Consider the following 25,493-nt stretch of genomic DNA (forward strand, 5'->3'; position numbering starts at 1 on the left):
GCCCGCGCAGCCGACGCAGATGAACATCAGGTCGGGACGCTAGGCTCACAGGAAATGTCTGATTCACCTGAATTCGCCACGCCCACACGCGCAGAGACTGCGCAACCGGACGCCGGCGAGCATCCAGTCATCCGCTCGGTTCCGCTGTTGGAATCAGCCCTTCCCTCTGCCCCCTCGCGGCGCCGTTCAGACGTCGACAAGGACGCGGACGCAGCGCCGCAGTATCACCGGAACGGCAATGTCGATGCGCCCGCAGCGGATGCAGAGCAGCAGCCCTCGCGGAAGCAGCAGCGCGAGGCACGCGAACGGCAATCGTTCCTGCAGACCGATCGACCGGAAGAACCTGCTCGTCAGGGTGCCCGCGGCACATTGAACAAGTTGGGCTTCAAGTTCTCGCCCAGCGCGGCCGAGCAGTCGTCGCGAGACGATGAACTGTCAGTGAGTCAGCACTGGCCGGGTCCGCGGACGATCGCCGTGGTCAACGGCAAGGGCGGAGCAGGAAAGACTCCGACGACGATCCTCCTCTCCGCGGTGTTCGCACGCTACGGCGGCGCAGGCGTTCTCGCCTGGGACAACAACCAGACGCGCGGAACGCTCGGCTGGCGCACCGAGGCCGGCGCGCATGACCGCACACTGCTGGAGATGCTGCCCGAAGCGGAGCGACTGCTCGGCACCGGAGCGCAGTCGGCAGATCTGGCGCACTTCGTGCACCACCAGCCCCGCGAGAAGTATGACGTTCTGCGCTCCAAGCCGATCCGGCTTGCGCACGAGAACCGTCTGAGCCCCGAAGACGTGGATGCCATCCACGCGGTGGCCGCGAAGTTCTACCGGTTGATCATCATCGACTCGGGCAACGACGAGTCCGATCCCATGTGGCTCAGAATGATCGATCGCGCAGATCAGATCGTCGTTGCAACGACGACGCGCGACGATCACGCCGAAGCGGGAGCGTTGCTGCTTGAGGCGCTCGAAGACCGCGATGAGCGCTCGGCAAAGCTCGCCGAGCAGTCGGTAGTCGTGGTCTCACAGGCCGACCCGAAGGCGACAGCGGCCGACGTGAGTCATATCGTCGGCGGGTACCAATCGCTCGCGCGCGAGGTCGTCACGATTCCCTTCGACCACGAAATGGTCGATGGCCACCTTCACTATGGCGCGCTGGCCAACAACACTCAGCGGGCCTGGCTTTCGGCTGCTGCGTCGGTCGCCCGAGGGTTTTGAGCCCCCAGCGGTTTTGAGCCCCACCGGTGGCGGGCGGGTTAGAGACTCTCGACCCAGTTCCTCAGCAGGCGGATGCCGGCATCGCCGGACTTCTCCGGATGGAACTGCGTGGCAGACAACGGACCGTTCTCGACCGCTGCAAGGAACGGATTCCCGTATGTCGTCCAGGTCAGCTTGGGCTGCGGGAACGGCGGAATAACGTCGAGCTCCCAGCGCTGCGCCGCGAACGAGTGCACGAAGTAGAAACGCTCATCTTCGATGCCGTCGAAGAGCACGCTGCCCTCGTCAGGTGTGACCGTGTTCCAGCCCATGTGCGGCAGAACCGGCGCATCAAGCTCGGTCACTGTTCCCGGCCATTCTCCGAGGCCCTCGACGTTGTGTCCGCGCTCGACTCCGTGTGAGAACAGCACCTGCATGCCAACGCACACGCCGAGCACCGGGCGTCCGCCCGACAACCGCCGGTCGATGATCTCATCGCCGCCCTTGGCGATCAGTGCCTCGCGCACTGCGGCGAACGCACCAACGCCGGGCACGAACAGCCCATCCGCTTCGAGTGCTTCTTTTCGATCGCCGGTGAGCTTCGCGTCGGCCCCCGCTGCGATCAGCGCCTTGACCGCCGAGTGGACGTTGCCCGACTCGTAGTCGTAAACCGCGACGGTGGGGGTGCGCGTCACAGCGCTCCCTTGGTGGACGGTATGCCGACGACCAGCGGGTCGAGCGCTTTGGCCTGACGGAACGCTCGTGCGAACGCCTTGAACTCCGCCTCGGCGATGTGGTGCGGGTCGCGGCCGCCCAACACGCGCACGTGCACCGTGAGCGCGGCGTTGAACGTGATCGCCTCGAATACGTGGCGAACGAGCGAACCGGTGAAATGCCCACCGATGAGGTGGTGCTCGAACCCGGCAGGTTCGCCGGTGTGTACGAGGTACGGCCGACCGCTGATGTCGACGACGGCCTGCGCGAGCGCTTCGTCGAGAGGGACCAGTGCGTCGCCGTAGCGCGATATGCCGGCCTTGTCGCCGAGCGCCTCGCCGATGGCCTGACCGAGAACGATCGAGATGTCTTCGACAGTGTGGTGGGCATCGATGTTGGTGTCGCCAGAGGCACGCACGGTCAGATCGGTGAGCGAGTGCTTCGCGAACGCCGTGAGCATGTGGTCGAAGAACGGCACGGAGGTGTCGATGTGGCTCTGACCAGTGCCGTCGAGATTCACCTCGAGTTCAACAGTCGACTCAGATGTGCTGCGGGTGCGGGTCGCGGTACGAGAAGCGCTCATGAGGCTGATTCTATCGAGGCCAGCGCATCGAGGAACGCCGTGGTCTCGGACTCGGTACCGGCCGTGACGCGCAGGTGGTTCGGGATGCCGACATCGCGCACCAGAACGCCGCGATCGTAGAGGGCCTGGAAGGTGGCCTTCGGATCAGCCACTCCCCCGAACAGCACGAAGTTCGACCACGATTCGTGCGGCTGATATCCGAGCGCTTCGAGCGTCGCGGTGATGCGATCGCGTTGCTCAACGATGTCGTCGACCATCGCCAGCATTGTGGACGAATTGCGCAGAGCCGCGACAGCCGCGGCCTGGGTGAGCGCGCTCAGGTGGTACGGAAGGCGCACAAGCCGAAGGGCATCGATGAATGCGGGGTCTGCTGCGAGGTAGCCGACCCGAGCGCCCGCGAACGCGAACGCTTTGCTCATCGTGCGCGATACCGCGAGACGTGGGCGTCCCTCGAGAAGAGTCAGGGCGGAGACTGCCCCGCGTGGGGCGAACTCCCAATAGGCCTCATCGACGACCACGACGCCGCGGGTCGCTTCGTAGACCGCCTCGATAACATCGATGCCGAGTGGTGTACCCGTCGGATTGTTCGGCCTGCACAGCATGACGACGTCCGGGTCGGCATCCCTGATCTGTGCTGCGGCGTCGACAGCGGTGAGTGTGTAGTCGGACTGCCGAGTACCCGCCGCCCAGCGTGCGCCGGTGCCCTGCGCAAGCAGCGGATACATCGAGTAGGTGGGCGCGAATCCGAAGGCGGTGCGCCCTGGACCTGCGAAGGCCTGTAGGACGTGCTGCAGCACCTCGTTCGAGCCGTTGCCCGCCCAGATCTGCGAGGCGTCGAGGCCGTGCCCGAGATAACCGGCAAAGCCCTCACGGAGGGCCGTGAACTCACGGTCTGGGTAGCGATTCACGTCACGCAGTGCGACGGCGATGTCATCGAGGATGTCGCTCGCCACCTCGTCGGGAAGAGGATGAGAGTTCTCATTCACGTTCAGCGCGACAGGAAGCGGAACCTGCGGTGCACCATAGGGGGTAAGCCCACGAAGATCGTCACGGAGGGGGAGGTCAGCAAGCGAAGCAGTCACCCTCCCCATGTTAACGGTGAGATCAGTTGTTCTACTTCTCCGTTGCTGTATTGCTCAGTTGCTGTATTGCTCAGTTGCTGTACTGCGCGGGGATGGCCAGCTGCTGGCCGACCTGCAGGGATCCGGTACGGAGGAGATTGAGCCGCTCGATCTCACCAATCACAGCGCGCGGATCGGTCGACGGCGCAAGGGACTCTGCGATCGACCACAGCGTGTCACCGGGCAGGATCGTGATCGTCTCGAATGTCGCGGTCTCCGCCGAATCGCCTGATGCGATGGCTGAGCCGCCGCCGATCGCCGCGATCCCGATGCCCGCAGCGAGTGGGAGTGCCGCAAGAGCGACCAACACGCGACGCCCGCGGGTAGTCATTCGAAGCCGGGTGGTGCCAGTTGAAACGGTGGTGCCTGTTGAAACGGTCGTACCTGCTGTGATGCTGATGGTGCTCATGGGATTCTCCTCTGCCTCTTTGGCGTAGCGTTCGCATTCACCACTCGGCCGGGAGCAGTGGATGCGAAGCTACGTACCGAATGTATCTTCGAATTCGAACATCTGTCAAGACTTATTCGAAAGCGAACCGCTATTTTCTCCGACACGCTCGAACAGATCTTCCTAATCGGCGTGTTTCTCGGATACGATTTCGATAGACACACCACATCACGGACCTCAGACATTCGAAGAGCAGCCCCGGGATCGCGTACAAAGGAGCACCCATGACCGACATGAGCGACATCAGCGATAACTCCGCCTCCGAACCCGAGGCTCCGCGCACTCGCCGGCGCAAGAGCCTCAGCCCGAAGCAGATGGCGATCCTCGAGGTCATTCAGACCTCCATCGCCACGCACGGATACCCGCCGAGCATGCGCGAGATCGGCGATGCGGTGAACCTCAAGTCGCTGTCGAGCGTGACCCATCAGCTGGGCCAGCTTGAGCTCAGCGGCTATCTGCGCCGTGACCCAGGCAAGACTCGGGCGATGGAAGTGCTGATCGATCTGCCGGGCTCCAGTGGTGAGAACCCTGCTGATTCCAGCACTCCGGTGGGCGACGCGGCAATGGTGCCGTTGGTCGGACAGATCGCCGCTGGCGTGCCGATCACAGCGGATCAGCAGGTCGAAGAGATTTTCCCTCTCCCCCGTCAGCTCGTTGGCAAGGGCGATCTGTTCATGCTCAAGGTCACCGGCGAATCGATGATCGACGCCGCGATCTGCGACGGTGACTGGGTGGTCATCCGCACGCAGAACACGGCAGAGAACGGTGAGATCGTTGCGGCAATGCTGGACGGCGAAGCCACAGTGAAGACGTTCCGCCAGCGCGACGGTCACACGTGGCTGCTGCCCCGCAACTCCTCCTTCGAGCCCATCCTCGGCGATGACGCCACGGTGCTCGGCAAAGTCGTCGCTGTGCTCCGCGCGATCTGATCTGAGACAGCACAAATAATCTGAGACAGCACAAAGGAGGCGCTCCCCGTCGGGGAGCGCCTCCTTTTTTCTCGAACTATTACGCCGTGACTGAGATGTCTTCTCGCACGCGACGGGTCGCCTCGACGATGTTGCGCAGCGACTCGGTCGTCTCGTCGTAGCCGCGAGTCTTCAGGCCACAGTCCGGGTTGATCCAGAGCTGACGCGTCGGGAGCTCATCCACTGCGCGACGCAGCAGCGACTCGATCTCGTCGACCGTGGGAACGCGCGGAGAGTGGATGTCGTAGACCCCGGGTCCTATGCCGTGATCGAAGCCGACCTCGGCGATATCCGTGACAACACCCATGCGGCTGCGAGCGGCCTCGATCGAGGTCACGTCAGCATCCAGCGCACGGATCGCGTCGATGACGACACCGAACTCCGAGTAACACAGGTGTGTGTGCACCTGTGTGGCCGCAGCCGCTCCCCCAGTGGCCAGACGGAACGAGTTCACTGACCAGTTCAGGTACGCGGCCTGATCGGACTTCTTCAGCGGCAGCAGCTCACGCAGTGCCGGCTCGTCGACCTGGATGATGGCGATTCCGGCGGTCTCGAGATCGGTGATCTCGTCACGCAGTGCGAGGGCGACCTGGTTCGCGGTCTCTCCCAGCGGCTGGTCATCGCGCACGAACGACCACGCGAGGATCGTCACGGGACCGGTGAGCATGCCCTTCATGTGCTTGGCAGTCTTCGACTGTGCGTATACCGACCATCCGACCGTGATGGGAGCCGGACGCGAGACGTCGCCCCACAGAATCGATGGGCGTGTGGCCCGCGAACCATAGGACTGCACCCAACCGTTCTCAGTCACAGAGAATCCGGAGAGGTTCTCCGCGAAGTACTGCACCATGTCGTTGCGCTCTGGTTCACCGTGCACGAGCACGTCCAGCCCGAGGTCTTCCTGCAGTTCGACGACGGTGTCCACCTCGCGGCGAAGGAATGTGTCGTAGTCGTCCTGCGACAGCTCACCGCGGATGTACTGCGCACGAGCACGCCGGATGTCACCGGTCTGCGGGAACGAACCGATCGTGGTGAGCGGCAGTGCCGGCAGACCGAGGGCTTCCGCCTGGGCGGCCTCGCGCTCAGCATAGGAAACACGCGAGAAGTCGCCATCGGCAAGTTCACGCGAACGCACAGCACCGTCACGCACGCCCGGTGCGTTGCTGCGGTCGGCAAGAGCTGCGGATGCCGCATCCAGCTCTGCCTGAATCGCCTCACGGCCGGAGCCGAGGCCACGAGCCAGGGCGACGACCTGTTCGACCTTCTGGTCGGCGAATGCGAGCCAGCTGGCCAGTCGTTCGTCGAGCTTCGACTCGTCGGTCACGTCATGCGGAACGTGCAGCAGCGAGGTGGAAGTGGATGCCGCGACCTGAGCCGCGCCGAGCGCGCCCAGCGCCTCGAGCTTGTCGAACGCGCCAGCGAGGTCGCCGCGCCAGATGTTGTGACCGTCGATCACTCCGCCGACGAGCACCTTGTCGGCCAGTCCCTCGACCGCTGCCGGGACGCTACCGCGCACCAGGTCGATTGCGATTGCCTCGATGGGAGCCGCAGCAAGCACGGCAAGGCTCGCATCCAGAGCAGCGTAAGGAGCCGCAACGAGAATCGACGGGCGCGAAGCTGCGCCACCGATGATGGCCAGCGCGCGAGCCGCGGCATCCGCCAACTGCTCGGCGGAGGCGGGCAGCGATTCGCTGACGAGCGCGGGCTCATCCAGCTGGACCCACTCGGCTCCGGCAGCGCGGAGGCGCGCGAGCAGCTCGACGTAGACCGGCACGAGATCATCCAGACGCGACAGCGGGTCAAAGCCCTCCGGTGCCGCATCCGATGCCTTCGCCAGTGCCAACAGCGTGACGGGGCCGACAATGACGGGGCGGGTGACGAAACCCGCGGCGACTGCCTCCTCGACCTGGCGCACGACACGGTCGCTGGAGAGCGAGAACGTCGTCTCCGGACCGATCTCGGGAACGAGGTAGTGGTAGTTCGAGTCGAACCACTTGGTCATCTCGAGCGCGGCACGCTCACCCTCGCCGCGCGCGATGGTGAAGTACGCCGGCAAGCCGATCGAGCCGTCCGTCTCGCGGAGGTTGTCGAAGCGGGTGGGGATGGCGCCTACCGTGACTGCCGCATCGTGCACCTGGTCGTAGTACGAGAACGACTCCGGGATCGCCGAGTCGGTGCGGCCGAGGCCGAGGGATGCAAGGCGCTCACGGCTCGCCGCGCGCAGGTCAGCGGCGGTCTGCTCGAGGGCTACGAGGTCGGAGCGGCCGGCCCAGAAGGCCTCGACAGCCTTCTTGAGCTCGCGACGGCGGCCGATGCGCGGGTAGCCGAGGATGGTCCCCTGGGGGAATGCGGTCATGATGTGTTCCTTTCGGGGATGGATCTAGTGATGCAGGGCAGGAAGGACGCCTGCCTCTGCGAGAACGGTCAGAACGGTTTCGTGTTGGTTGAACGCGTACAGGTGCACTCCGGGTGCTCCGCCGGCCACGACCTCGCGGGTCAGGCGCGCTGCCCACTCGGTGCCGATCTCGCGACGCCCCTCAGGCGTCGGCTCGACCTCGAGAGCGATCGAGAGCTCGCTGGGCAGGTCCTCGCCGGTGAGTTCGAGCACGCGCCTCAGACGCGCGGGCGAGGTGATCGGCATGATGCCGGGGAGAATCGGAATCGTGACACCCGCGGCCCGCGCACGCTCGACGAACGCGAGGTAGTCGTCAGCGTGGAAGAACAGCTGTGTGATCGCGAACGTCGCTCCGGCCGCCTGTTTGGCAAGCAACGCCTCGACATCCTGCGTGCGGTGAGCAGAGCGCGGGTGCCCCTTGGGGAATGCGGCCACGGCGATGTTGACATCGCGCCCGCGGGTGACGCGAGCGGCCCCGGGAAAGCCCGGAATCGGCGTCTCCTCATAGGGGGCGCGCTCGGCCTGCGCGCGGCCGATCAATTGCACAAGTTGCGCTGAGCTCTCCAGATCGCCGAGGAAGGGCTCCGTCTGACCGATGGGCGGGTCACCGCGAAGGGCGAGGAAGCTGAGGATGCCGGCATCCAGGAACTCTCGGATGAGGGCCGCGGCGCCCGCGTAGGTATTACCGACACATGTCAGGTGCGCGAGCGGCTCGACGTCGGTGTTCTCACGGATGAAGCGCAGCACATCGAGTGAGCGCCCACCTGTGGAGCCGCCTGCGCCGTAAGTGACGGAGATAAAATCAGGGCCGGCTGCGGCAAGCTGGCGGACAGTCTCGTGCAGCGCCTCATCGCTCGACGCCGAACGCGGCGGGTAGAGCTCGAAGGAGAACGGGACACGTGGGGCCCCGAGCGTCGAAGACTCGGAAGACATCATTCTCCTGGGGTGACAGAGTGGGCAGGGCAGCCGCGAACGATCTCAAAAACACTTGCTCGTTCGCGGGCGGGTGCCGGGCTCGGCTGTCGCTCCACGTCCGGGATGAACCGGCCGTTTCCAGAAACTTATGCCACCGATGCCGCCTCGCGCACAGTGTGTGACGCCGTGTGTCACAGCACCACCGCATAGGGTCGAAGCATGCAGCCGTACGGTACCTGGACTTCCCCCTTCCACGCGGCGGATATCGCCTCATCTGCGCCCCGCATTGACGGCGCGAAGTTCGTCGGCGATGAGATCTGGTGGGGCGAGTCCGTCCCGGCCGAAGGCGGACGCGTCACTGTGCGCAGTTCGAACGGCAACGTGCTCTTACCGGAACCGTGGAACGCCCGCTCACGAGTGCACGAGTATGGTGGCGGCGCGTGGACGGCGGATGCCGAAGGCACGCTGTTCTTCGTGAACGCGAAGGATCAGCGGGTGTATCGGATGCTCCCTGGCGCCGAACCGGAGCCGCTGACGCCAGCCGGTCCGAACCACGGCGGGCTGCGGTTGCAGCACGGCCGACTCTTCGCGGTGCGCGAAGACCTCACCGGCGATCGGCACCGCCGCGCGATCGTGGAGATCCCGACCGACGGCGACGACGACGACGACGTTCAGGAGACCATTGCGACCTCCGGGTTCGTCGCGCATCCTGCTCTCTCCCCCGACGGCACGCGCATCGCGTGGGTCCAGTGGAGCGATCGCCACATGCCGTGGCAGCTGGCACTGCTGCACGTCGCCCAGCTCGGCGGCGACACGGTTGCCAGCACCCCCACACGCGCCGCACTGCAACCCGAATGGATCAGTGACACCGAACTCGTTTATGCCGATGATCCGACGGGACGCTGGCAGCTGCAGAGCATCACGCTCGACGGTCTGGAGCGCACCTCCGGCCCAGACCCGATCGCACCGGCTGACGCCGACACTGGTTACGGCCTGTGGGTGCTCGGCAATCGCTGGTATCAGCCGCTGTCTGACGGGCGGATTGTAGCCGTGCGCACCAACGGCTCTGATGAGATCAGACTGATCGAGCGCGATGGATCCAACAAACGCCTCGAGGTGCCAGCCAGCGCGCATGTGAGCGTCGATGATGTCTCAGGCACCCGCGTGCTGCTGTCCGGTGGAGGGGCAGGCGTCAATGCCGGACTCTGGTGCGTGGACGTCAACTCCGGCGCAGTCGAACGCGTGCGCGGAGGTGCCGCGGTCGATGAGGCATGGATGCCGCCGGCGACGCGGGTCACCTTCGACGGGCCGAACGGCCCCGTGCACGCCTTCGATTACGCACCCGCGAACCCCCATGCCACCGCCCCCGCTGAGGAACTGCCGCCGTACATCGTGTTCGTGCACGGCGGACCCACCGCGCATGTGTCCGGCGGAGCATCCGCGGCGATCGCGTACTACACGAGCCGCGGAATTGGCGTTCTCGATGTGAACTACGGCGGCTCCACAGGATACGGCCGGGCCTACCGCGAGCGCCTCGATGGGCAGTGGGGCATCGCCGAGGTCGACGATGTGCTCGCAGCCGCGCGAGGGCTCGCCGCGGCCGGCAAGGCAGACCCTGAGCGCATCGCGATCCGCGGCGGCTCGGCGGGCGGCTGGACAGTGCTGTCAGCGCTCGTGCGCGGAGGCGTGTTCGCCGCCGGCATCAGCCGCTACGGCGTCACCGACCTGCGGATGCTGGCAGAGGATACCCACGACTTCGAGAAGTACTACCTCGACGGCCTGGTGGGCCCACTGCCCGAGGCGGAGCAGGTGTATATCGACCGCTCCCCGCTCACCCACGTCGAGCGGATCGACGTGCCGGTACTCCTGCTGCAGGGCGAGGATGATCGGGTCGTGCCGCCGTCGCAATCGGAAGCGATCCGGGATGGGCTCGCCACTCGCGGCGTTGATCACGAGTACGTGCTGTATCCAGGAGAAGGGCACGGCTTCCGGCGCGCGGAGACCATCATCGATGCCCTGGAGCGGGAACTGACGTTCCTCGGCAGGGTGTTCGGGTTCGCCCCGGAGCTGTAGGGCTACTCCCCCACGCGGTTGCGCAGGCGCATCGCGCGCTGGGCCTCGCGGGTGTCCTGGCGCTCGCGCAGGGTCTGGCGCTTGTCGAACTCACGCTTACCCTTCGCCAGCGCGATCTCGATCTTCGCGCGGCCGTCCAAAAAGTACAGCTTCATCGGGACGAGCGTGTAGCCACCCGCGGAGACCGCGTGATCCAGCTTCTGGATCTCCTCGCGGTGCATCAGCAGTTTGCGGACGCGCTTGGCGGAGTGGTTCGTCCAGTGACCCTGCGAGTACTCCGGGATGTGCACGGAGTCGAGGAAAATCTCATGGCCCTTGATGAAAGCGTAGCCGTCGGACAGGTTCGCGCGACCTTGTCGAAGTGACTTCACTTCGGTGCCGGTAAGCACCATCCCCGCCTCGTACGACTTTTCGATGTTGTAGTCGTGACGTGCGCGACGATTGGTCGCGATGACCTTCTCCCCGCGTTCCCTGGGCATGATGATTCCTCTTCCTTCGGCGGCCAGCCCCTCAGCCTATATCAGGTGCGCGGCTAGCTATATCAGGTGCGCAGCCAGCGACGGATCGCGAAGCCAGCGGAAAGGGCGGCCAGGAGCACGCCGACGCCGATGAGCACTGGCACCACGAGCACGGCATCCTGCATCGACACCCACGTCGTAATGAACGGCACGCGCCCCTTCAGATAGCCGTTCACACCGAAATGCATTCCGGCGATCACGGCGGCACTGGCAAGAGCCGAGCCGAGGAAGGCAGCGAACACGCCCTCCAACACGAACGGCGTCTGGATGAATCTGTTGGATGCGCCCACGAGGCGCATGATCCCGATCTCCTTGCGGCGCGCGTAGGCGGAAAGGCGGATCGTGGTCGCGATGAGCAGGATGGCGGCGATCAGCATGAGCACCGCAATACCCACCGCGATATAGGTCGCGACCGTGAGTGCTGAGAAGAGCGGATCGAGGTATTGCAGCTGATCGCGCACCTCTTCCACACCGTTCACTCCTGCGAACGCCTCGACGATCACCTGCGACTGGCTGGGATCCTTGAGCGTGATGTAGAAGCTTTCCGACATCTGCTCCTCGGTCAGCACACTCGCCTGCTCTTCACCGAGCAGTTCGGTGAGGTTGGCGTACGCCTCGGCCTTGTCCTCGAAGCGCACATTGCTGACGAGCGCCCCGAGCGCATCGCCTTCCAGCTCCGCGCGTACCTGGTCGACCTGCTCTTCGGAAGCGGCACCATCCAGGCATGTCGTCTGATCACTCGAGACGGGCGAGCACATCGAGACCGAAACCTGCGCACGCTCCGTCCAGTACCCGCGCATGGTGCTGATCTGGCCCTGCATGAGGATCGCTGCGCCGACGAAAGTCAGCGAGACGAAGGTCACGAGAACGACGGAGATCACCATCGAGATGTTGCGCCTCAGGCCCCCGAGGGCCTCCATGAGGATAAGTCCAACTCTCACGAGGTCGGCCCCACTTCCTCGTCATCGTCGGTATCCGACAAGCCCAGCCGATCGGCGACACCCAGCTCAGCGACATCGACCTCCGGGAGCAGGATGGGATGCGTTCGCGGGCCGACCTGGGGCTGGCTCTCAGCAGCCTCGACTGCCTCAGCGGCGCCGGCTGCCCTCATCGACGCGATCAGCTCGTCGGTGAGCGGCTCCAGAGACTCGGTCTCGCGCTGCACCTCCTGCATCGCGGTGCGTGCGGCAGTCGTCGCCGCGCCACGCTGCACCTGCGGGCCCAGCAGCGGGATCATCGAGCGATCACCGTAGCCACCCTGCACCTCATCGCGGATCATCTCGCCGTCACGGAGTTCGATGACGCGACGCTGCATCTGGTCGACGAACGTCGCCTCGTGCGTGGCCATCACGACCGTGGTGCCGCCGGCGTTGATCCGAGCAAGCAACTGCATGATGTCGACCGAGGTCGCGGGGTCAAGGTTTCCGGTCGGCTCATCCGCGAGCAGAACCTGCGGACGGTTGACCAGCGCACGCGCGATCGCGACACGCTGCTGCTCGCCGCCGGAGAGCTCATGCGGCATCCGCTTCTCTTTGCCGTCGAGTCCGACCAGGGCGAGGGCCTCCGGTACCGCCTGGTGGATGAATCCACGCGACGAGCCGGTGACCTGCAGAGTGAAGGCAACGTTTTGGAACACCGTCTTGGACGACAGCAGGCGGAAGTCTTGGAAGACCGAGCCGATGTGACGACGAAAGTAGGGCACCTTGCGGTTCGCGAGCGAACGCAGGTCGCGGCCCAGAACGGCGACGCGCCCGGAGGTGGGGACATCCTCGCGCAGGATGAGCCTGAGACAGGAGGATTTCCCTGACCCTGACGCTCCGACGAGGAAGACGAACTCGCCCCGCTGGACTTCGAAGTCGACCCCGGAAAGGGCCGGTCGCTTCGTCCCGCGGTAGCGCTTGGTGACGTTCTCAAACCGAATCATGGCGTTATGAGCCTAAGCGCGCGTTCCAGCCTGGCAGCGAGCGACACCCGGTGCGGATCAGTCGTCGTCATCCTTGCGCTTGCGCCACCGGATACCGGCCGAGATGAACCCGTCGAGATCGCCGTCGAACACAGCTGCAGGGTTACCCGATTCGTGTCCGGTGCGCAGATCTTTCACGAGCTGCTGACCGTAGAGGAAGTACGAGCGCATCTGATCGCCCCAGCTCGCCGTGATGTTGCCGGCGAGTTCCTTCTTCTTCGCTGCTTCCTGTGCCTTCTGCAGCAGCAGAAGTCGGGTCTGCAGCACGCGCATGGCAGCAGCACGGTTCTGGATCTGCGACTTCTCGTTCTGCATCGACACGACGATGCCGGTGGGAAGGTGCGTCAGGCGCACAGCCGAGTCGGTCGTGTTGACGGACTGCCCACCAGGGCCGGAGGAGCGGAACACATCCACCCGGATGTCGTTCTCGGGGATCTCGACCGCGGTGGCCTCTTCCATAAGAGGGATCACCTCGACCGCCGCGAAGCTGGTCTGGCGCTTGTCTGCGGATCCGAACGGGCTGATGCGTGCGAGTCGGTGTGTGCCGGCCTCAACCGACAGCGTGCCGAAGGCGTAAGGAGCCGTGATCTCGAAGGTGGCGGATTTGATGCCGGCACCCTCCGCGTAGGACGTGTCCATGACCTTGGCGGGATACTTGTGGTGCTCGGCCCAGCGCAGATACATGCGCATGAGCATCTCGGCGAAGTCTGTGGCGTCGTCACCGCCGGCGCCAGAGCGGATCGTGATGATCGCGTTGCGCTCGTCGTATTCACCGTCGAGGAGCGTCTGCACCTCGAGCTGGCTGATGACCGCGCTCAGTGCCTCGAGCTCGCGCTGTGCCTCCTGCGCGGAATCTTCGTCTTCCATCTCGTTGGCAAGCTCCACCAGGACTTCGAGATCGTCGATGCGGCTTCCGATACCGGTGACGCGAGCGAGCTCGGACTGCCGGTGGCTGAGTGCGCTGGTGACCTTCTGAGCGTGCTCGGTGTCCTCCCAGAGATCGGGTGCACCCGCTTCTTCACTGAGTCGGACGATATCCTCGCGGATCCGCTGGACATCGACGACCTCGCTGATGTCGCTGAAGGTATTCTTGAGCGCCTGAATTTCGGCGGAGATATCGAGTTCGAGCATGGCACCTCAGCCTATCGTGCGTGGTTACCCTGAGATGTGCAGATTCCTGTGAGCCGATCCGGCAACGCCGCACACGACGATTCTGCGCGAGAGTTGCTGACCAGCGATCGGGGTAGCGTGGCACCGTGAGCAACGCGTCGTCGGTCCTGAAGCAGTTCGGGCCGATGGTGTACCTGCCCACCATTCTGTTCGCGCTCGGCGAGGGCGCTGTGCTCCCGCTGATCCCGATCATCGCCGCGAAGATGGGCGCGGATGTGGCCTTCGCCGCTCTTGTCGCCTCGGCGCTCGTCGTCGGTCAACTGTGCGGAAATCTGCCGGCGGGGTGGGCTGTTGCTCGCATCGGCGAGCGCTACACGATGGTGATCGCCGGCCTGGTTTCGATGGTCGCCGTACTCGGGATGCTTCTCGCCCCGACGCTCGGGGTGTTCGCGGCCTCCGTGTTCATGCTCGGATTCTGCGCCGCTGCGTTCGGCCTCGCCCGGCATGCGTTCATGACGACACGCGTGCCGATCCCCTTCCGCGCCCGTGCACTGTCATTGCTCGGCGGCAGCTTCCGCCTTGGCATCTTCATCGGCCCCTTCGTCACCGCAGCGCTGCTGCAGATCTTCGACGGCGAAGACGCGTCGATCTGGTTCTTCCTCGCGTGCCTGCTGGTGATGGTCGTGCTCGTGACTTTCGGGCCCGACCCGGAGAAGCTGATCGCCCCGGTGCGCGCTGCATCGTCCCCCACCATCGTGGAGGACACCGGAGAGGCCGTGACCGGTTCTATCCCTACATTGGCGCGGGCCGGGATCTTCCGCACCATGTGGCATCACCGTGGGGTGCTCGGCCGTCTCGGGTTGGCCGCTGCATCGCTGTCGGCGGTGCGCTCCGCCCGCCAAGTGGTGTTGCCGCTGTGGGGCCTGTCGCTCGGACTCGACACACAGACGATCGCCCTCGTCGTCGGCGTCTCCGGCGCGATCGATTTCGCACTGTTCTATGCGAGCGGGCAGGTGATGGACCGTTTCGGCAGACTCTGGGCCGCGATGCCCGCGATGGTCTTGATGGGTGCCGGCTTCCTCGCGCTCTCCTTCACTCATGAAGGGGATGCTGCAGTGCTGTGGTTCGGGATGCTCGCCGCCGTGCTGGGTGTGGGAAATGGCCTCTCCAGCGGCCTCCTGCTGACGCTCGGTGCTGATATCGCACCGCAGCAGGAACCGGCCACGTTCCTCGGATCGTGGCGGACATTGACAGACGCGGGTGGAGCAATCGCCCCGCTCATCGTCGCTGGCGTGACGGCCGTTGCCTCGCTGTCGGCCGCGAGCGGCGTGATGGGCGTCGTCGGACTGCTCGGGGCAGCCGGATTCATCCGCTGGATTCCCCGGTTCAGTCCGCGACGACCCGAGTAGCGTTCTCCGTTCCTCATTGAAGTGCGGTGCGGCTGGTCGCGGTCGATTCGAGCAGGATGCCGTCGGGGACGAACGGCGAGAACAGCGGCGGATGCCAGGCTGAGGCGACGATGACGTGCGCTGTCACACCGTCAGGCGCGGATGCCGACACCAGAGTCGCCTCCGTCGAGATCGCCGCCACGATGCTCTCTGCCTGCTCGCGCACGCCGCCATCGGTGAGCACCGCACGCACCGTGTCGCCGTCGATGACGAGCGTGAACCCGTCGGCTCCGGCGAGCGCGGCAGAATCCGCGAGGGAATCGAGACGCTTCTGCGTGATGTGCAGGTCGGTGGCGCAGACGCACACAGAGATCACGGCGATCGCGAGCACGACATAGCCGAGCAGAAGCGGCAGGATGCTGCCAGCGTCGTCATTCGCGCGCCGGGGCCGCGTCATCCTGTGCTCCACAGCCGCGAGAGTTTTTGCGCTGCCTCTGCCTGCAGCGGGATGCGCGCCGCACTGTCGAGTCCGAAGATCGGCGGGACGAACGGCAACGACACCCAGGTGTCCACGGTGACGAGCACGGTTACTCCGGAAGACGGACAGGGCACGCCTGTCGGAATACAGGAGATCGAGACGCCGGTGTTCTCGACATCCAAGCCGTACTCGTCGATGACATTGGCCAGCACAGCCGCACTGCTGCGTGCCGCGGATTCGGGGTCGTGTGACTGACCGATCACACGGGCGGTGTGACGGGCCGCGGCCTCCGCGCCCAGCGTGCTCTCCTGGATCACCCCCAGCGTGATGATCAGGTAGGCCAGCGGCACGAGAAAGATGACGCCGGCGGTGAGGAACTCCAGTGCGGCTGAGCCGTCGTCATCACGGACCCAGCGATTCCATCGGCGCATCGGCATCCACCTCCAGCGCGAAGGGAACGCCCAGTAGCCCGACAAGCGGAAGAGTCGTTCGGACAGTGACGACCGCTGTGGGATGCCCCAGCCGGTCGCTCTCGGCGACACTGATGTCCGCGGCAAAGGATTCACCCACGGCACGAGTGATGGATAACCGCGTGTGCTCGGCGCCCTCCTCGAGAGAGGTGTCAGCGAGCGCCGCATAGTGCGCACCCTCGACGGCTGCATCATGCACGACGTTGCGCACGTAGACCGCGAGCCCCAGTTGCAGTACGGCGAGCGTCAACACTGTGAGCAGCGAGCCGACGAGCACGAAATCGACGGGACTGGACCCGCGATCATCTGCCGCCTCTGCTCGCCAGTGCATCTCAGATTCCGGACACGTTCGAGATCGCCTGCTCGAACAATCCGATGAGCGCCGGCCCCGCAACAGCCCAAATCACGACGACAAGACCAGCCGTCATGAGCGTGACAAGCACCCATCCAGGAACGTCGCCGGTCTCATCTTCGCCGAGCGCTCGTGCCTCGGCCGTTACCGCCGTCCACCAGTTTCGAATTCGATTCATCATCGGTCCTTTCATCAGTAGGTCGCGCGCCTCAGCCGATGCCGAGACGCAGAATGAACATTCCTGGGAAAACGGCAAACAGCACAGACAGCGGCAAAATCAGGAACACCAAGGGCACCATCATCAAAATTTCACGCCGCCCCGCCTGCTCGATCAGCATCCGCTTCGCGTCTTCACGTGCATCAGATGCCTGTGCGTGCAGCACTCCGGCCAGCGGCGCACCGTGTTCCAAAGCGGCGATGACCTGATCGGTCGCACGCGAGACTCCTGGCAGGCGCAAGCGCGCCGCCATCTCAGCGAGCGCGTCGGCCAACGACGATCCGGTTCCCACAGCCAGAACGACTTGGCGCAGCTCCGCGGTGAGCTCCCCAGAACCGATCGACGCAACTCTGCGCAGCGCATCCAAAAAACCCTCACCGGCGGACAGGCACAGCGCCAGAAACTCCAGCGTGGTCGGCAGCTCATCGTTGAGCCGGCTGAGCCGAGCCTTCACTCGCGTCGAGAGCAGTATGTCGAGCCCCATCGCCGAGCCGGCACCGAGCAGCACCGGTAATGCGGCGGCCGGTGGCGTCATCCGCCCGGTCAACGCGAGGATAATGATCAGCACGCTCCCGCCACCGAATCCTGCCAGCGCCCAGCCCAGCTGCCGCCCGCGAAATGCCGCGGGGCCCTCGCTGCTGCCTGCTTGGCCGAGGCGCTGCGCCAATGCTTCGCTGTCCCCGAACCCCCGCAACAGCAGTGCCTTCACCCTCGCTGCACCACCGGCTGCGTGCGCGGGAAGGATGCCCACCCTGGGCAGCGCTCCGAGCGGAAGCACCGCGTCGTCGACGGCGTCGCGCACGTAGGGGGCAATTCGTGTACTCAGTGACGCCGCGCGCCATCGCGGTGCCGCCGCAAGGATGCAGAGGATGCCGGCGGCCATCAAGCCACCCAGCAGAACCGCCATCGCCGCATCCGTGACCCCGCTCACGCAAACCACCGCCGGGGCTCGGGCAGGCGGCCGATGCGCACCATGATGCGGAACGCGATCACCGACACCGCAGCACCACCGCAGATCACGAGAACTCCCTCAGGGCTGGCAAAAGCCTCCGCACCCTCTGGACGTATCGCGAGCAGCACGAGGATCACCCAGGGTGCAACGACACCCAACACGGCTGCGCCGCGAATCCACGATTGTCTCGCCTCGACTTCGCCGCGGAGGGTGGCATCCGCGCGCACGGACGAGGACAGGGCCCGCAGTACGCCGGTGAGCTCCGTGCCGCCTACCTGTCGAGCCATCTTCAGCGACTCGATGATGCGGTCGGCGATGGGATCGGCGAGCGTGGTCTTGAGCCGGTCGATACTGCTTTCGAATCGTCCGGTGCCGCGCAGGTCTCTCGCGAAGACAGCGAATGCGGGCCGCACCATCGACGGAGCGGAATCCGCCAGGCTCGCCACGGCATCCGGCAGCGAGAGCCCCACTCTGATCGACGCGATGAGCAAGTCGCAGACATCGGGCCATAACTGTCTGCGGGCCTTCAGCAGGCGTAGCTTGCGCGAGCGCAGGAAGGCGATGGGTGCGCTCGCCGCGGCGGCAGCACCAAGCACCGCCAACACCGGGATGCCCGTGATCAGCCACACTACCGAGGCGGCGAGAAGTGCCAGGGCGACGATCACGACGAGCACCGTGCGTTGCTCGACCGAGGCGAACCCGGCCTCGTCGATGAGGCGGGCAAGCCACCCGGACTGCGCCGTCGCACGTGTCTCGCGCTCACGGCGCGGCCACAGCCACGGCGACACGCACAGCAGCATCCCCGCGGCGAGCATCGCACCGACGAGCAGCGTCATGAACGCGGCTCCGCACGGTACAGCGAGCGAGTGATGATGCGCCCCTCGACGACCTCGCCCGTCGGCGCGATCACCTCTGCCACGAAACGCGCGCCTGCGCCATCACGCGCGCAGTGCACGATGAGTGAGACGGATGCGGCGAGCGCCGGAGCGATGAACGAGCGATCGATGTTGCGCCCTGCGAGCAACGGCAGGATCGTGAGCTTATCGAGGGCTTCGACCGCCGAGTTCGCGTGGATGGTTCCCGCACCGGGAACTCCGGTATTCAATGCCAGAACGAGATCCAGTGCCTCGGCGTCGCGTACTTCGCCCACCACGAGCCGGTCAGGACGCATGCGCAGCGCCTCTTTTACGAGCCGGCGCAGCGTGATCTCACCGGTGCCCTCCAGACTCGCCTGCCGGCCCTGGAGTGAAACCAGGTCTGGCCCGTCGACGGCGAGTTCGAACGTCTCCTCCACGGTGATGATCCGCTGCGTGTCGGCGCACGAAGACAGCAAAGCCCCCAACAGCGTGGTCTTTCCCGCGTGCGTCGCCCCAGTGACGATGACGCTGGCCCCATCGTTCATCGCCCGGCGGAGCATCGCTGCGATGTCCTCCGGGATCGATCCGAGCTCAACCAGAGCATCCAGAGTGCGGTAATGCGGGAGGAACTTGCGAATGTTAACAGCCCACGAACCTCGAACAACATCCGCAATCGCAACGTGCAAGCGTGACCCGTCCGGCAACGAAGCATCAACAAAAGGCTGGCTGATATCGACGCGACGACCGGTGGATTGCAGCATCCGTTCGACGAGATCGCGCACCATCGCATCGGTGAGACGCAGCCGGACCCTCTCCGAGACCCCACCACGCGCGATGAAAACGCGGTCGGCACCATTCAGCCAGATCTCCTCGATGCTGTCATCGTCGAGGAGAGGCTGCAGGGCTCCGAATCCGCTGACCGAGGCCAGCACGTCCTGCACGCAGGCGGATTCGTCATCGATCGTCGCGTCCCCACGCGACAATGCGAGGTCGTTGTGCCGCCGGACTTCCGACTGCGCGATGCGCCTGGCTTCCTCCGGTGCGAGCGAGGGATCCGTGCGCTCCGCGCGCAGGCGCCTGCGCACACGTTCGGCGACGAGGAGGGAAGGCTGACTCACTCCGGCATCCTCGCAAGAATTCGCGATCAGCCTCGGAAGTTATCCACAGGGCGATGTTTCGGGTTATCCCGAACCATTTGACCGGGCTGCCCGCTGACAGCACTTCCGCCGTCCCCCTAGACTGGAATCACCACGCGGGAGTGGTGAAATTGGTATACACGCAGGATTTAGGTTCCTGTGCCTTAGGGCGTGTGGGTTCAAGTCCCACCTTCCGCACGACAACAGAATTCCATCCCCCTATGACGGGACATCATGCATCAGATCGCCTTCCTTCCGGATTGGCTGAGCCCCGAGAGCATTATCGACTCGGCGGGCGGCTGGGCGTTGCTCGTCGTTTGCCTGATCGTGTTCGCGGAGACCGGCCTGCTGGTGGGATTCCTGTTGCCTGGTGACACCCTCCTGGTGATCGCGGGGCTGCTCACTCACACCAACGACGTCTTCCATGTGAACATCTGGATCGTCGGGCTCTGCATCGCATTCGCCGCTTTCGTCGGTGGCGAGGTGGGGTATCTGATCGGCCATAAAGCGGGACCGGCGATCTTTGAACGCAAAGACTCCGGTATCTTCTCGCGAACGAACGTCGAACGCACCAACGCCTACTTCGAGCGCTTCGGCGGCATGACAGTCGTACTGGCGCGCTTCGTTCCGATCGTGCGCACCTTCACTCCGGTCGCGGCCGGCGTCGGCCACATGCCGTGGAAGCGATACTCGCTGTACAACCTCATCGGCGCGGTGCTGTGGGGCTTCGGGCTCACCATGCTCGGCTATCTCATCGCCTATATCGATTGGATCGCCCGTCTCGTTACCGAGTACATCGACCTGATTCTGCTGGCGGTCGTCCTAGGCACCGTGATCATCACGGTCTGGCACTATCTTGCAGAGCGTCGCAAAGTCGCGAAAACGATTGCCGCCGCTGGTACCGGCGATGCGGACGCTGTCGAGGCCCAAGACTGAGCCTGCCGGTCACCCGGCATCGCGCTTCTTCCCCCTGGAGCGCTCCACACTGGCGCGCAGCGCCTCCATCAGATCAATGACCTCGCCGCCCTTGCCCTCGACCTGATCGTCCTTGAAGGTCTCGGTGACATCGAAACTCTCGCCGGCCTCGATCTTCGCGTCGATCAGCGTCTTGAGTTCTTTCTGGTATTCGTCAACGAACGATTCGGGATCGAAGTCGCTGGAGTAACTCTCGACCAGGCTCGCCGACAGTTCCATCTCCTTCTCGGAGATCTTGACCTCTTCCCCGAGCGACTCGAACGCTGCTTCGCGCACCTCATCCGCCCACAAAAGCGTCTGCAGCACGAGCACATCGCCACGCACACGAAGTGCGGCAAGCCGCGTCTTCTGCCGCAGTGTGAAACGCACAATCGCGGTGCGGTCGGTCTGCTGCAGGGTCTTGCGCAGCAGCACATACGCTTTCGGGGACGTCGAGTCCGGCTCCAGGTAGTACGCCTTGTCGAGGGTCAGCAGATCAACCTGATCACTCGGCACGAACTCGACAACATCGATCTCACGGCTGCGCTCGGCGGGGAGCGCATCGAGATCTTCTTTGGTGAGCACGACCATCTGACCGTCGTCCTCGTAGGCACGGTCGATGTTCGAGTACGCCACCACCTCGCCGCAGACCTCGCAGGTTCGCTTGTAACGGATGCGACCGCCATCCTCATCGTGCACCTGATGCAGCGACACGTCATGGTCTTCGGTGGCGGAGTACACCTTCACCGGCACGTTCACCAGCCCGAAGGTCAAGGCGCCTTTCCAGATCGTCCTCATAGACACCAGTAGACACCGTCTACTCCCCCGAATGCCACCTCTTGCGGTTACTCTTTCGACATGCCAGGCGACGCGCAGGTAGTCGAAGTCGACGGCAGGCGCCTACGCCTGACGAACCTCGACAAGGTGATGTTTCCGGCTACCGGCACGACCAAGGGCGAGGTGATCGCCTATTACACACGGGTGGCACCGCGGATGCTGCCGCTGCTTGCCGACCGACCGGTCACACGCAAGCGCTGGGTGCATGGGGTCGGCACAGCGGATGCTCCGGCAGAGCCGTTCTTCACGAAACAGGTGGAGCCCGGTACCCCGGAGTGGGTGCGACGCCTGCCGATCGAACACTCCGGCGGTGCGAAGGATTATCCCCTGGTGCATGATCTGCCGACGCTGGTGTGGCTCGCGCAGGTGGCGAGCATTGAGCTGCACGTGCCGCAGTGGCGCTTCGCGGCTGATGGATCTCAGAGCAACCCGGACCGGCTCGTGCTGGATCTTGACCCTGGGCCGGGCGCTGATCTGGCCCTCTGTGCCCACATCGCGGGTCTCGCCAGAGTGATCCTCAGTGACATCGGTCTGGCTCCTGTGCCCGTGACGAGCGGCAGCAAGGGCCTGCACCTGTATGCGCAACTGGACGGCACGTACACCAGCGACCAGGCCTCGGCACTCGCGAAGGAACTCGCCAGGGCGATCGAAGCCGATCATGCGGACATCGCGACGAGCACCATGGCAAAAGCCGCACGCGGTGGAAAGGTCTTTCTCGACTGGAGCCAGAACAGCGGTTCGAAGACGACGATCTCGCCGTACTCGCTGCGCGGGCGTGCGCATCCGACCGCGGCCGCACCGCGAACCTGGGATGAGCTTGACGACCCGCAGCTTCGCCAGTTGACGTTCGAGGAGGTTGCGTCGCGCGTCGAGGCGGGCGTCGACCCGTTCTCGGTGTCGGTGTCGGCGTCGGCGTCGGTGCAGGGCCGCTCCTTTCGACGTGCTTCAGCGGCGAAAGCGAGACCGGTTGTCACTGCAGCACCAGCGGCGCGCGCGACGGCGGCATCCGGACGGGTCACCGCCATGCTCGCGGAGCCGGGCACGCCTGGCCTTGCGCGGGCGCTGCGCGAGCCGTGGAGCGAGATCAAATGGGACGGCATCCGCGCGATCGGTACGTGGCGTGACGGACGGATGCAGCTGCATGCCCGCAGCGGAATAGACATCACTGCGCGCTACCCAGAACTCACCGCCGATGGCGCACCGCACTTCGCCGCAGCGGAGGCAATCGTCGACGGCGAGATTGTCGCGCTGGATGCGTCGGGGCGGCCCAGCTTCAGCCTGCTGCAGCACCGAATGCACCTCACCCGCGGACGCGAGATCGAACGCGAGGTCGTCCGCACGCCGGTTGCCTACTATCTGTTCGATCTGCTTCACCTCGACGGACACGATCTGACCAGACTTCCGCTGCGCGAGCGGCGCGCGCTGCTGGAGACGCTCGTGGAGAGTGCCGATGAGCCCGTCGCTGCACCGCCGGTATTCGATGATCTGGATGCCGCGCTGACGATGAGTCGCGAGCACGGGCTGGAAGGCATCGTTGTCAAGGAATCTGGCTCGCAATATCGGCCAGGGGTGCGCTCCGGCTCGTGGCTGAAGATCAAACACACCCGCACGCAGGAGGTCGTGATCGCCGGTATCCGCCCTGGCAAAGGAAATCGCGCGGGCAGTATCGGCTCCCTGTTTTTGGGGGTTCCGGATGCGTCGGCTGACCCAGCGACCGGCCAGCTGCGTTATGTCGGGCGCGTGGGCACGGGCTTCGATGACCGCACGCTCCGTGATCTCACCGCACGCCTGGAACCGTTGCGCACGGATACGAATCCGCTTCAGGGCGTCCCTGATGCCGACGCGCGCGATGCCCTGTGGGTGCAGCCGTTGCTCATCGGCGAGGTGGAGTTCGCGAACTGGACACCGGATGGCTCGCTACGACATGCGAGTTGGCGCGGGCTCAGACCCGACAAGTCGGCGAGCGAGATCACCATCGAATGATGGATGCTCAGGCGTGAGCGTCTTCGCAATCTGCCGCACCGGCGGATTCGATCTGGAATGTGGAGTGCGCGACATCGAAGTGCTCCGTGAGGCAGCCCTGCAGGTGCTCCAGCAGTTCAACGGAGCGCCCTGACTCCAGGAAGTCGGGTTCAACCTCGACGTGTGCGGTGAAGACGGGTGCGCCCCTGGTCAGCTGCCACACGTGCACATCATGCACGCTGGTGACGCCGTCGAAGGCGAGCAGGTGATCGCGGATCTCGCTGACGTGCGTGTCCTTCGGTGCGGACTCGGCGAGTACCGAGAACACTTCGCGCAGCAACACGATCGCCCGCGGGATGATCATCACCGCGATCAACAACGAGGCGATGGCATCCGCCGGCATCCATCCGGTCGTGACGATAATGATGGCGGCGACGATCACTGCGGCAGAGCCGATCAGGTCGCCCAGAACCTCAAGGTAGGCGCCACGCACATTGATGTTGGTCTTCTGCGCCGAGCTCAGCAGCCACATCGCAATCGCGTTTGCGATCAGACCGATGACGGCGACAACGAGCATGAGCGGTCCGGCGATTTCCGTCTCGGCAGGCTCCAGCAGGCGTCTGACGCCCTCGATCCCGATCGACACCGACAGCACGATGAGAATGATGGCATTGATCAGCGCGCCGAAGACCTCCGCGCGCTGATAGCCGAACGTTCGTCGATCATCTGCGGGGCGCGCTGCCACGGCGCTGGCGATCAGCGCGATCACCAATGCCGACGCATCCGTGAACATGTGGGCAGCATCCGCCAGCAGCGCGAGCGATCCGGTGAGGATCGCGCCGACAACCTGCACGAGCATCACCGTTGCAGTCAGGCACAGCGAGATCGTCAGCAGTCGACGGTTGCTGGAGCCGCGGAGCCCTCCCCCGTGTGCGTGATCATGCATGCCACCAGGCTAGCCCGGACGACACTGTCGGAAGTCCGTTTCCCCTAGTCGGGAAAGGTAACGAGAACCAGTCTCACCACGCTACGACCGGGCTCGTGCCGCATTGGTCTTGCCGGTGTCAGTGGATCGTGGTTTCTTAGTGGCATGGATACCGCAACCTCCGCCGACGGGATCACGATCGGCTTTGATCAAGTGGGCGAAGGACCGACCATCGTTATTGTCGGCGGCGCTTTCTCCGTGGCTGCCGATGGCGGAGCGCTCGCGAGCGCCCTTGTGGATGTGGGCTTTCGAGCTGTCACGTTTGACAGGCGCGCGCGAGGTTCAAGCGGCGACAGGCGCGGGTCGTTGCCCGAGGATGAAGCACATGATCTGGCCGCTGTGATCGACGCGGTCGGCGGCGACGCGTTCGTGCTCGGACATTCTTCTGGCGCCGTCCTCGCTCTTTTCGCCGCAGGCCGCGGGGTTCCGATCGGCTCGCTCTTTCTCTCTGAGCCGCCGTTCCGATTCGGAACGGACGAGCCCGCCTCGGATCTTGCCCAGCGCCTGCAGAAACTCGTCGACGATGGCAAAAGTGCCGAAGCAGTAGTCACATTTCAGCTGGAGGGAGTGGGGCTGCCACCGGAGATGGTGGAATCGATCCGGCAGAGCGAACAGTTCCCGGCATTGGTGTTGCTCGCGCAGTCGACGGTCTACGACGCGGCGCTGACCGCGCAGGTCTCAACGCCCACGCCGGAAATGTTGTCGGTGTCGCAACCCGTCACCATTCTGCGAGGAGAGCAGACCTTCCCCATCCTCATCACAGCAGCAGATCGACTAGCGCAGGAGATGCCGGGCGCAGAACTCGTGATCGTCCCTGAATCAGTCATGCACCGCCCTGACCCGAGCGCGACTGCCCGAGCGGTACGAGAGCGCGTCTGACGGTCTTCTTGCAACGGGTGC

Annotated in this window: 26 protein-coding genes and 1 tRNA gene; 8 read left to right on the top strand and 19 right to left on the bottom strand. The window is 64.8% G+C overall.

Features of this window, described 5'->3' with window-relative positions:
• Positions 1–54: 54 nt before the first annotated feature.
• Positions 55–1,218 (top strand): AAA family ATPase, encoded by a 1,164-nt coding sequence (locus ACSU1G_RS13570; protein WP_439280489.1) that lies wholly within the window; start codon positions 55–57, stop codon positions 1,216–1,218.
• Positions 1,219–1,256: 38 nt separating this feature from the next.
• On the opposite strand, the gene hisH is transcribed toward ACSU1G_RS13570, so the two are convergent.
• The 4 genes from hisH to ACSU1G_RS13590 all read right to left on the bottom strand — a co-directional run bounded on the left by hisH (position 1,257) and on the right by ACSU1G_RS13590 (position 4,024).
• Positions 1,257–1,892 (bottom strand): imidazole glycerol phosphate synthase subunit HisH, encoded by a 636-nt coding sequence (hisH, locus tag ACSU1G_RS13575; RefSeq protein ID WP_439280490.1) that lies wholly within the window; start codon positions 1,890–1,892, stop codon positions 1,257–1,259.
• Positions 1,889–2,494 (bottom strand): imidazoleglycerol-phosphate dehydratase HisB, encoded by a 606-nt coding sequence (gene hisB / locus ACSU1G_RS13580; RefSeq protein WP_439280491.1) that lies wholly within the window; start codon positions 2,492–2,494, stop codon positions 1,889–1,891. Before hisB ends, hisH begins: the two co-directional genes overlap by 4 nt.
• The gene (locus tag ACSU1G_RS13585) at positions 2,491–3,585 is read right to left on the bottom strand and encodes a histidinol-phosphate transaminase (protein WP_439280492.1); all 1,095 of its coding nucleotides are present in this window, start codon (positions 3,583–3,585) and stop codon (positions 2,491–2,493) included. Before ACSU1G_RS13585 ends, hisB begins: the two co-directional genes overlap by 4 nt.
• Positions 3,586–3,646: 61 nt before the next feature.
• Positions 3,647–4,024, bottom strand: coding sequence for a LysM peptidoglycan-binding domain-containing protein (locus ACSU1G_RS13590; RefSeq protein WP_439280493.1), 378 nt, complete (start codon positions 4,022–4,024; stop codon positions 3,647–3,649).
• A 272-nt stretch (positions 4,025–4,296) separates the two neighbouring features.
• Between ACSU1G_RS13590 and lexA the strand changes: the two genes are divergently transcribed.
• Positions 4,297–4,992 (top strand): transcriptional repressor LexA, encoded by a 696-nt coding sequence (lexA, locus tag ACSU1G_RS13595; protein ID WP_439280880.1) that lies wholly within the window; start codon positions 4,297–4,299, stop codon positions 4,990–4,992.
• Between the two features lie 79 nt (positions 4,993–5,071).
• Here lexA and metE read toward each other — a convergent pair whose 3' ends face one another.
• Together metE and ACSU1G_RS13605 are read right to left on the bottom strand one after the other, a co-directional pair.
• On the bottom strand, positions 5,072–7,387 hold the full coding sequence (gene metE, locus ACSU1G_RS13600; protein ID WP_439280494.1) for a 5-methyltetrahydropteroyltriglutamate--homocysteine S-methyltransferase: 2,316 nt from the start codon (positions 7,385–7,387) through the stop codon (positions 5,072–5,074).
• Between the two features lie 24 nt (positions 7,388–7,411).
• Entirely contained in the window at positions 7,412–8,359 is a 948-nt protein-coding gene (locus tag ACSU1G_RS13605) for a methylenetetrahydrofolate reductase (RefSeq protein ID WP_439280495.1), read from the bottom strand.
• 201 nt (positions 8,360–8,560) lie between these two features.
• Between ACSU1G_RS13605 and ACSU1G_RS13610 the strand changes: the two genes are divergently transcribed.
• The gene (locus tag ACSU1G_RS13610; protein ID WP_439280496.1) at positions 8,561–10,414 is read left to right on the top strand and encodes a S9 family peptidase; all 1,854 of its coding nucleotides are present in this window, start codon (positions 8,561–8,563) and stop codon (positions 10,412–10,414) included.
• 2 nt (positions 10,415–10,416) lie between these two features.
• On the opposite strand, the gene smpB is transcribed toward ACSU1G_RS13610, so the two are convergent.
• The 4 genes from smpB to prfB all read right to left on the bottom strand — a co-directional run bounded on the left by smpB (position 10,417) and on the right by prfB (position 14,026).
• Positions 10,417–10,893: an SsrA-binding protein SmpB gene (gene smpB / locus ACSU1G_RS13615; protein WP_439280497.1), complete on the bottom strand. Its 477-nt coding sequence runs from the start codon at positions 10,891–10,893 to the stop codon at positions 10,417–10,419.
• Between the two features lie 62 nt (positions 10,894–10,955).
• Positions 10,956–11,873 carry a permease-like cell division protein FtsX gene (ftsX, locus tag ACSU1G_RS13620; protein ID WP_439280498.1) on the bottom strand — a complete coding sequence of 306 codons (918 nt, stop codon included), beginning with the start codon at positions 11,871–11,873 and terminating at the stop codon, positions 10,956–10,958.
• Positions 11,870–12,856 carry a cell division ATP-binding protein FtsE gene (gene ftsE, locus ACSU1G_RS13625; RefSeq protein ID WP_439280499.1) on the bottom strand — a complete coding sequence of 329 codons (987 nt, stop codon included), beginning with the start codon at positions 12,854–12,856 and terminating at the stop codon, positions 11,870–11,872. Before ftsE ends, ftsX begins: the two co-directional genes overlap by 4 nt.
• Before the next feature lie 57 nt (positions 12,857–12,913).
• On the bottom strand, positions 12,914–14,026 hold the full coding sequence (gene prfB, locus ACSU1G_RS13630; protein WP_439280500.1) for a peptide chain release factor 2: 1,113 nt from the start codon (positions 14,024–14,026) through the stop codon (positions 12,914–12,916).
• A gap of 164 nt (positions 14,027–14,190) precedes the next feature.
• On the opposite strand from prfB, the gene ACSU1G_RS13635 reads away from it, so the two are divergent.
• Positions 14,191–15,414, top strand: coding sequence for an MFS transporter (locus tag ACSU1G_RS13635; protein ID WP_439280881.1), 1,224 nt, complete (start codon positions 14,191–14,193; stop codon positions 15,412–15,414).
• A gap of 13 nt (positions 15,415–15,427) precedes the next feature.
• Here the strand turns inward: ACSU1G_RS13635 and ACSU1G_RS13640 are convergent, their stop codons facing one another.
• Genes ACSU1G_RS13640 through ACSU1G_RS13670 form a run of 7 tightly spaced genes read right to left on the bottom strand, consistent with a single transcriptional unit; the run spans position 15,428 to position 19,837 of the window.
• A complete protein-coding gene (locus ACSU1G_RS13640; protein ID WP_439280501.1) occupies positions 15,428–15,850 on the bottom strand; it encodes a pilus assembly protein TadG-related protein in 423 nt (140 codons plus the stop codon).
• A complete protein-coding gene (locus tag ACSU1G_RS13645) occupies positions 15,847–16,302 on the bottom strand; it encodes a TadE/TadG family type IV pilus assembly protein (RefSeq protein ID WP_439280502.1) in 456 nt (151 codons plus the stop codon). Before ACSU1G_RS13645 ends, ACSU1G_RS13640 begins: the two co-directional genes overlap by 4 nt.
• Positions 16,274–16,672: a TadE/TadG family type IV pilus assembly protein gene (locus ACSU1G_RS13650; protein ID WP_439280503.1), complete on the bottom strand. Its 399-nt coding sequence runs from the start codon at positions 16,670–16,672 to the stop codon at positions 16,274–16,276. Before ACSU1G_RS13650 ends, ACSU1G_RS13645 begins: the two co-directional genes overlap by 29 nt.
• A gap of 1 nt (position 16,673) precedes the next feature.
• On the bottom strand, positions 16,674–16,871 hold the full coding sequence (locus tag ACSU1G_RS13655) for a hypothetical protein (RefSeq protein WP_439280504.1): 198 nt from the start codon (positions 16,869–16,871) through the stop codon (positions 16,674–16,676).
• Between the two features lie 31 nt (positions 16,872–16,902).
• A complete protein-coding gene (locus ACSU1G_RS13660) occupies positions 16,903–17,817 on the bottom strand; it encodes a type II secretion system F family protein (protein ID WP_439280505.1) in 915 nt (304 codons plus the stop codon).
• A gap of 20 nt (positions 17,818–17,837) precedes the next feature.
• Positions 17,838–18,698: a type II secretion system F family protein gene (locus tag ACSU1G_RS13665; protein WP_439280506.1), complete on the bottom strand. Its 861-nt coding sequence runs from the start codon at positions 18,696–18,698 to the stop codon at positions 17,838–17,840.
• Positions 18,695–19,837, bottom strand: a complete 1,143-nt coding sequence (locus ACSU1G_RS13670; RefSeq protein WP_439280507.1) for a CpaF family protein — start codon at positions 19,835–19,837, stop codon at positions 18,695–18,697. Before ACSU1G_RS13670 ends, ACSU1G_RS13665 begins: the two co-directional genes overlap by 4 nt.
• A 134-nt stretch (positions 19,838–19,971) precedes the next feature.
• On the opposite strand from ACSU1G_RS13670, the gene ACSU1G_RS13675 reads away from it, so the two are divergent.
• Positions 19,972–20,053: transfer RNA gene (locus tag ACSU1G_RS13675), tRNA-Leu, on the top strand.
• Positions 20,054–20,089: 36 nt separating this feature from the next.
• Positions 20,090–20,791 (top strand): DedA family protein, encoded by a 702-nt coding sequence (locus ACSU1G_RS13680; protein WP_439280508.1) that lies wholly within the window; start codon positions 20,090–20,092, stop codon positions 20,789–20,791.
• A gap of 9 nt (positions 20,792–20,800) precedes the next feature.
• Here the strand turns inward: ACSU1G_RS13680 and ACSU1G_RS13685 are convergent, their stop codons facing one another.
• Entirely contained in the window at positions 20,801–21,607 is an 807-nt protein-coding gene (locus tag ACSU1G_RS13685; RefSeq protein WP_439280509.1) for a Ku protein, read from the bottom strand.
• Positions 21,608–21,667: 60 nt separating this feature from the next.
• Here ACSU1G_RS13685 and ligD point away from each other — a divergent pair, with 60 nt between their 5' ends.
• Entirely contained in the window at positions 21,668–23,629 is a 1,962-nt protein-coding gene (ligD, locus tag ACSU1G_RS13690) for a non-homologous end-joining DNA ligase (protein ID WP_439280510.1), read from the top strand.
• A gap of 7 nt (positions 23,630–23,636) precedes the next feature.
• On the opposite strand, the gene ACSU1G_RS13695 is transcribed toward ligD, so the two are convergent.
• Positions 23,637–24,554 (bottom strand): cation diffusion facilitator family transporter, encoded by a 918-nt coding sequence (locus tag ACSU1G_RS13695; RefSeq protein WP_439280511.1) that lies wholly within the window; start codon positions 24,552–24,554, stop codon positions 23,637–23,639.
• Positions 24,555–24,698: 144 nt separating this feature from the next.
• Between ACSU1G_RS13695 and ACSU1G_RS13700 the strand changes: the two genes are divergently transcribed.
• Positions 24,699–25,472, top strand: coding sequence for an alpha/beta fold hydrolase (locus ACSU1G_RS13700; protein WP_439280512.1), 774 nt, complete (start codon positions 24,699–24,701; stop codon positions 25,470–25,472).
• Positions 25,473–25,493: the final 21 nt, after the last annotated feature.

The sequence above is a fragment of the Microbacterium sp. A93 genome, assembly GCF_051842835.1.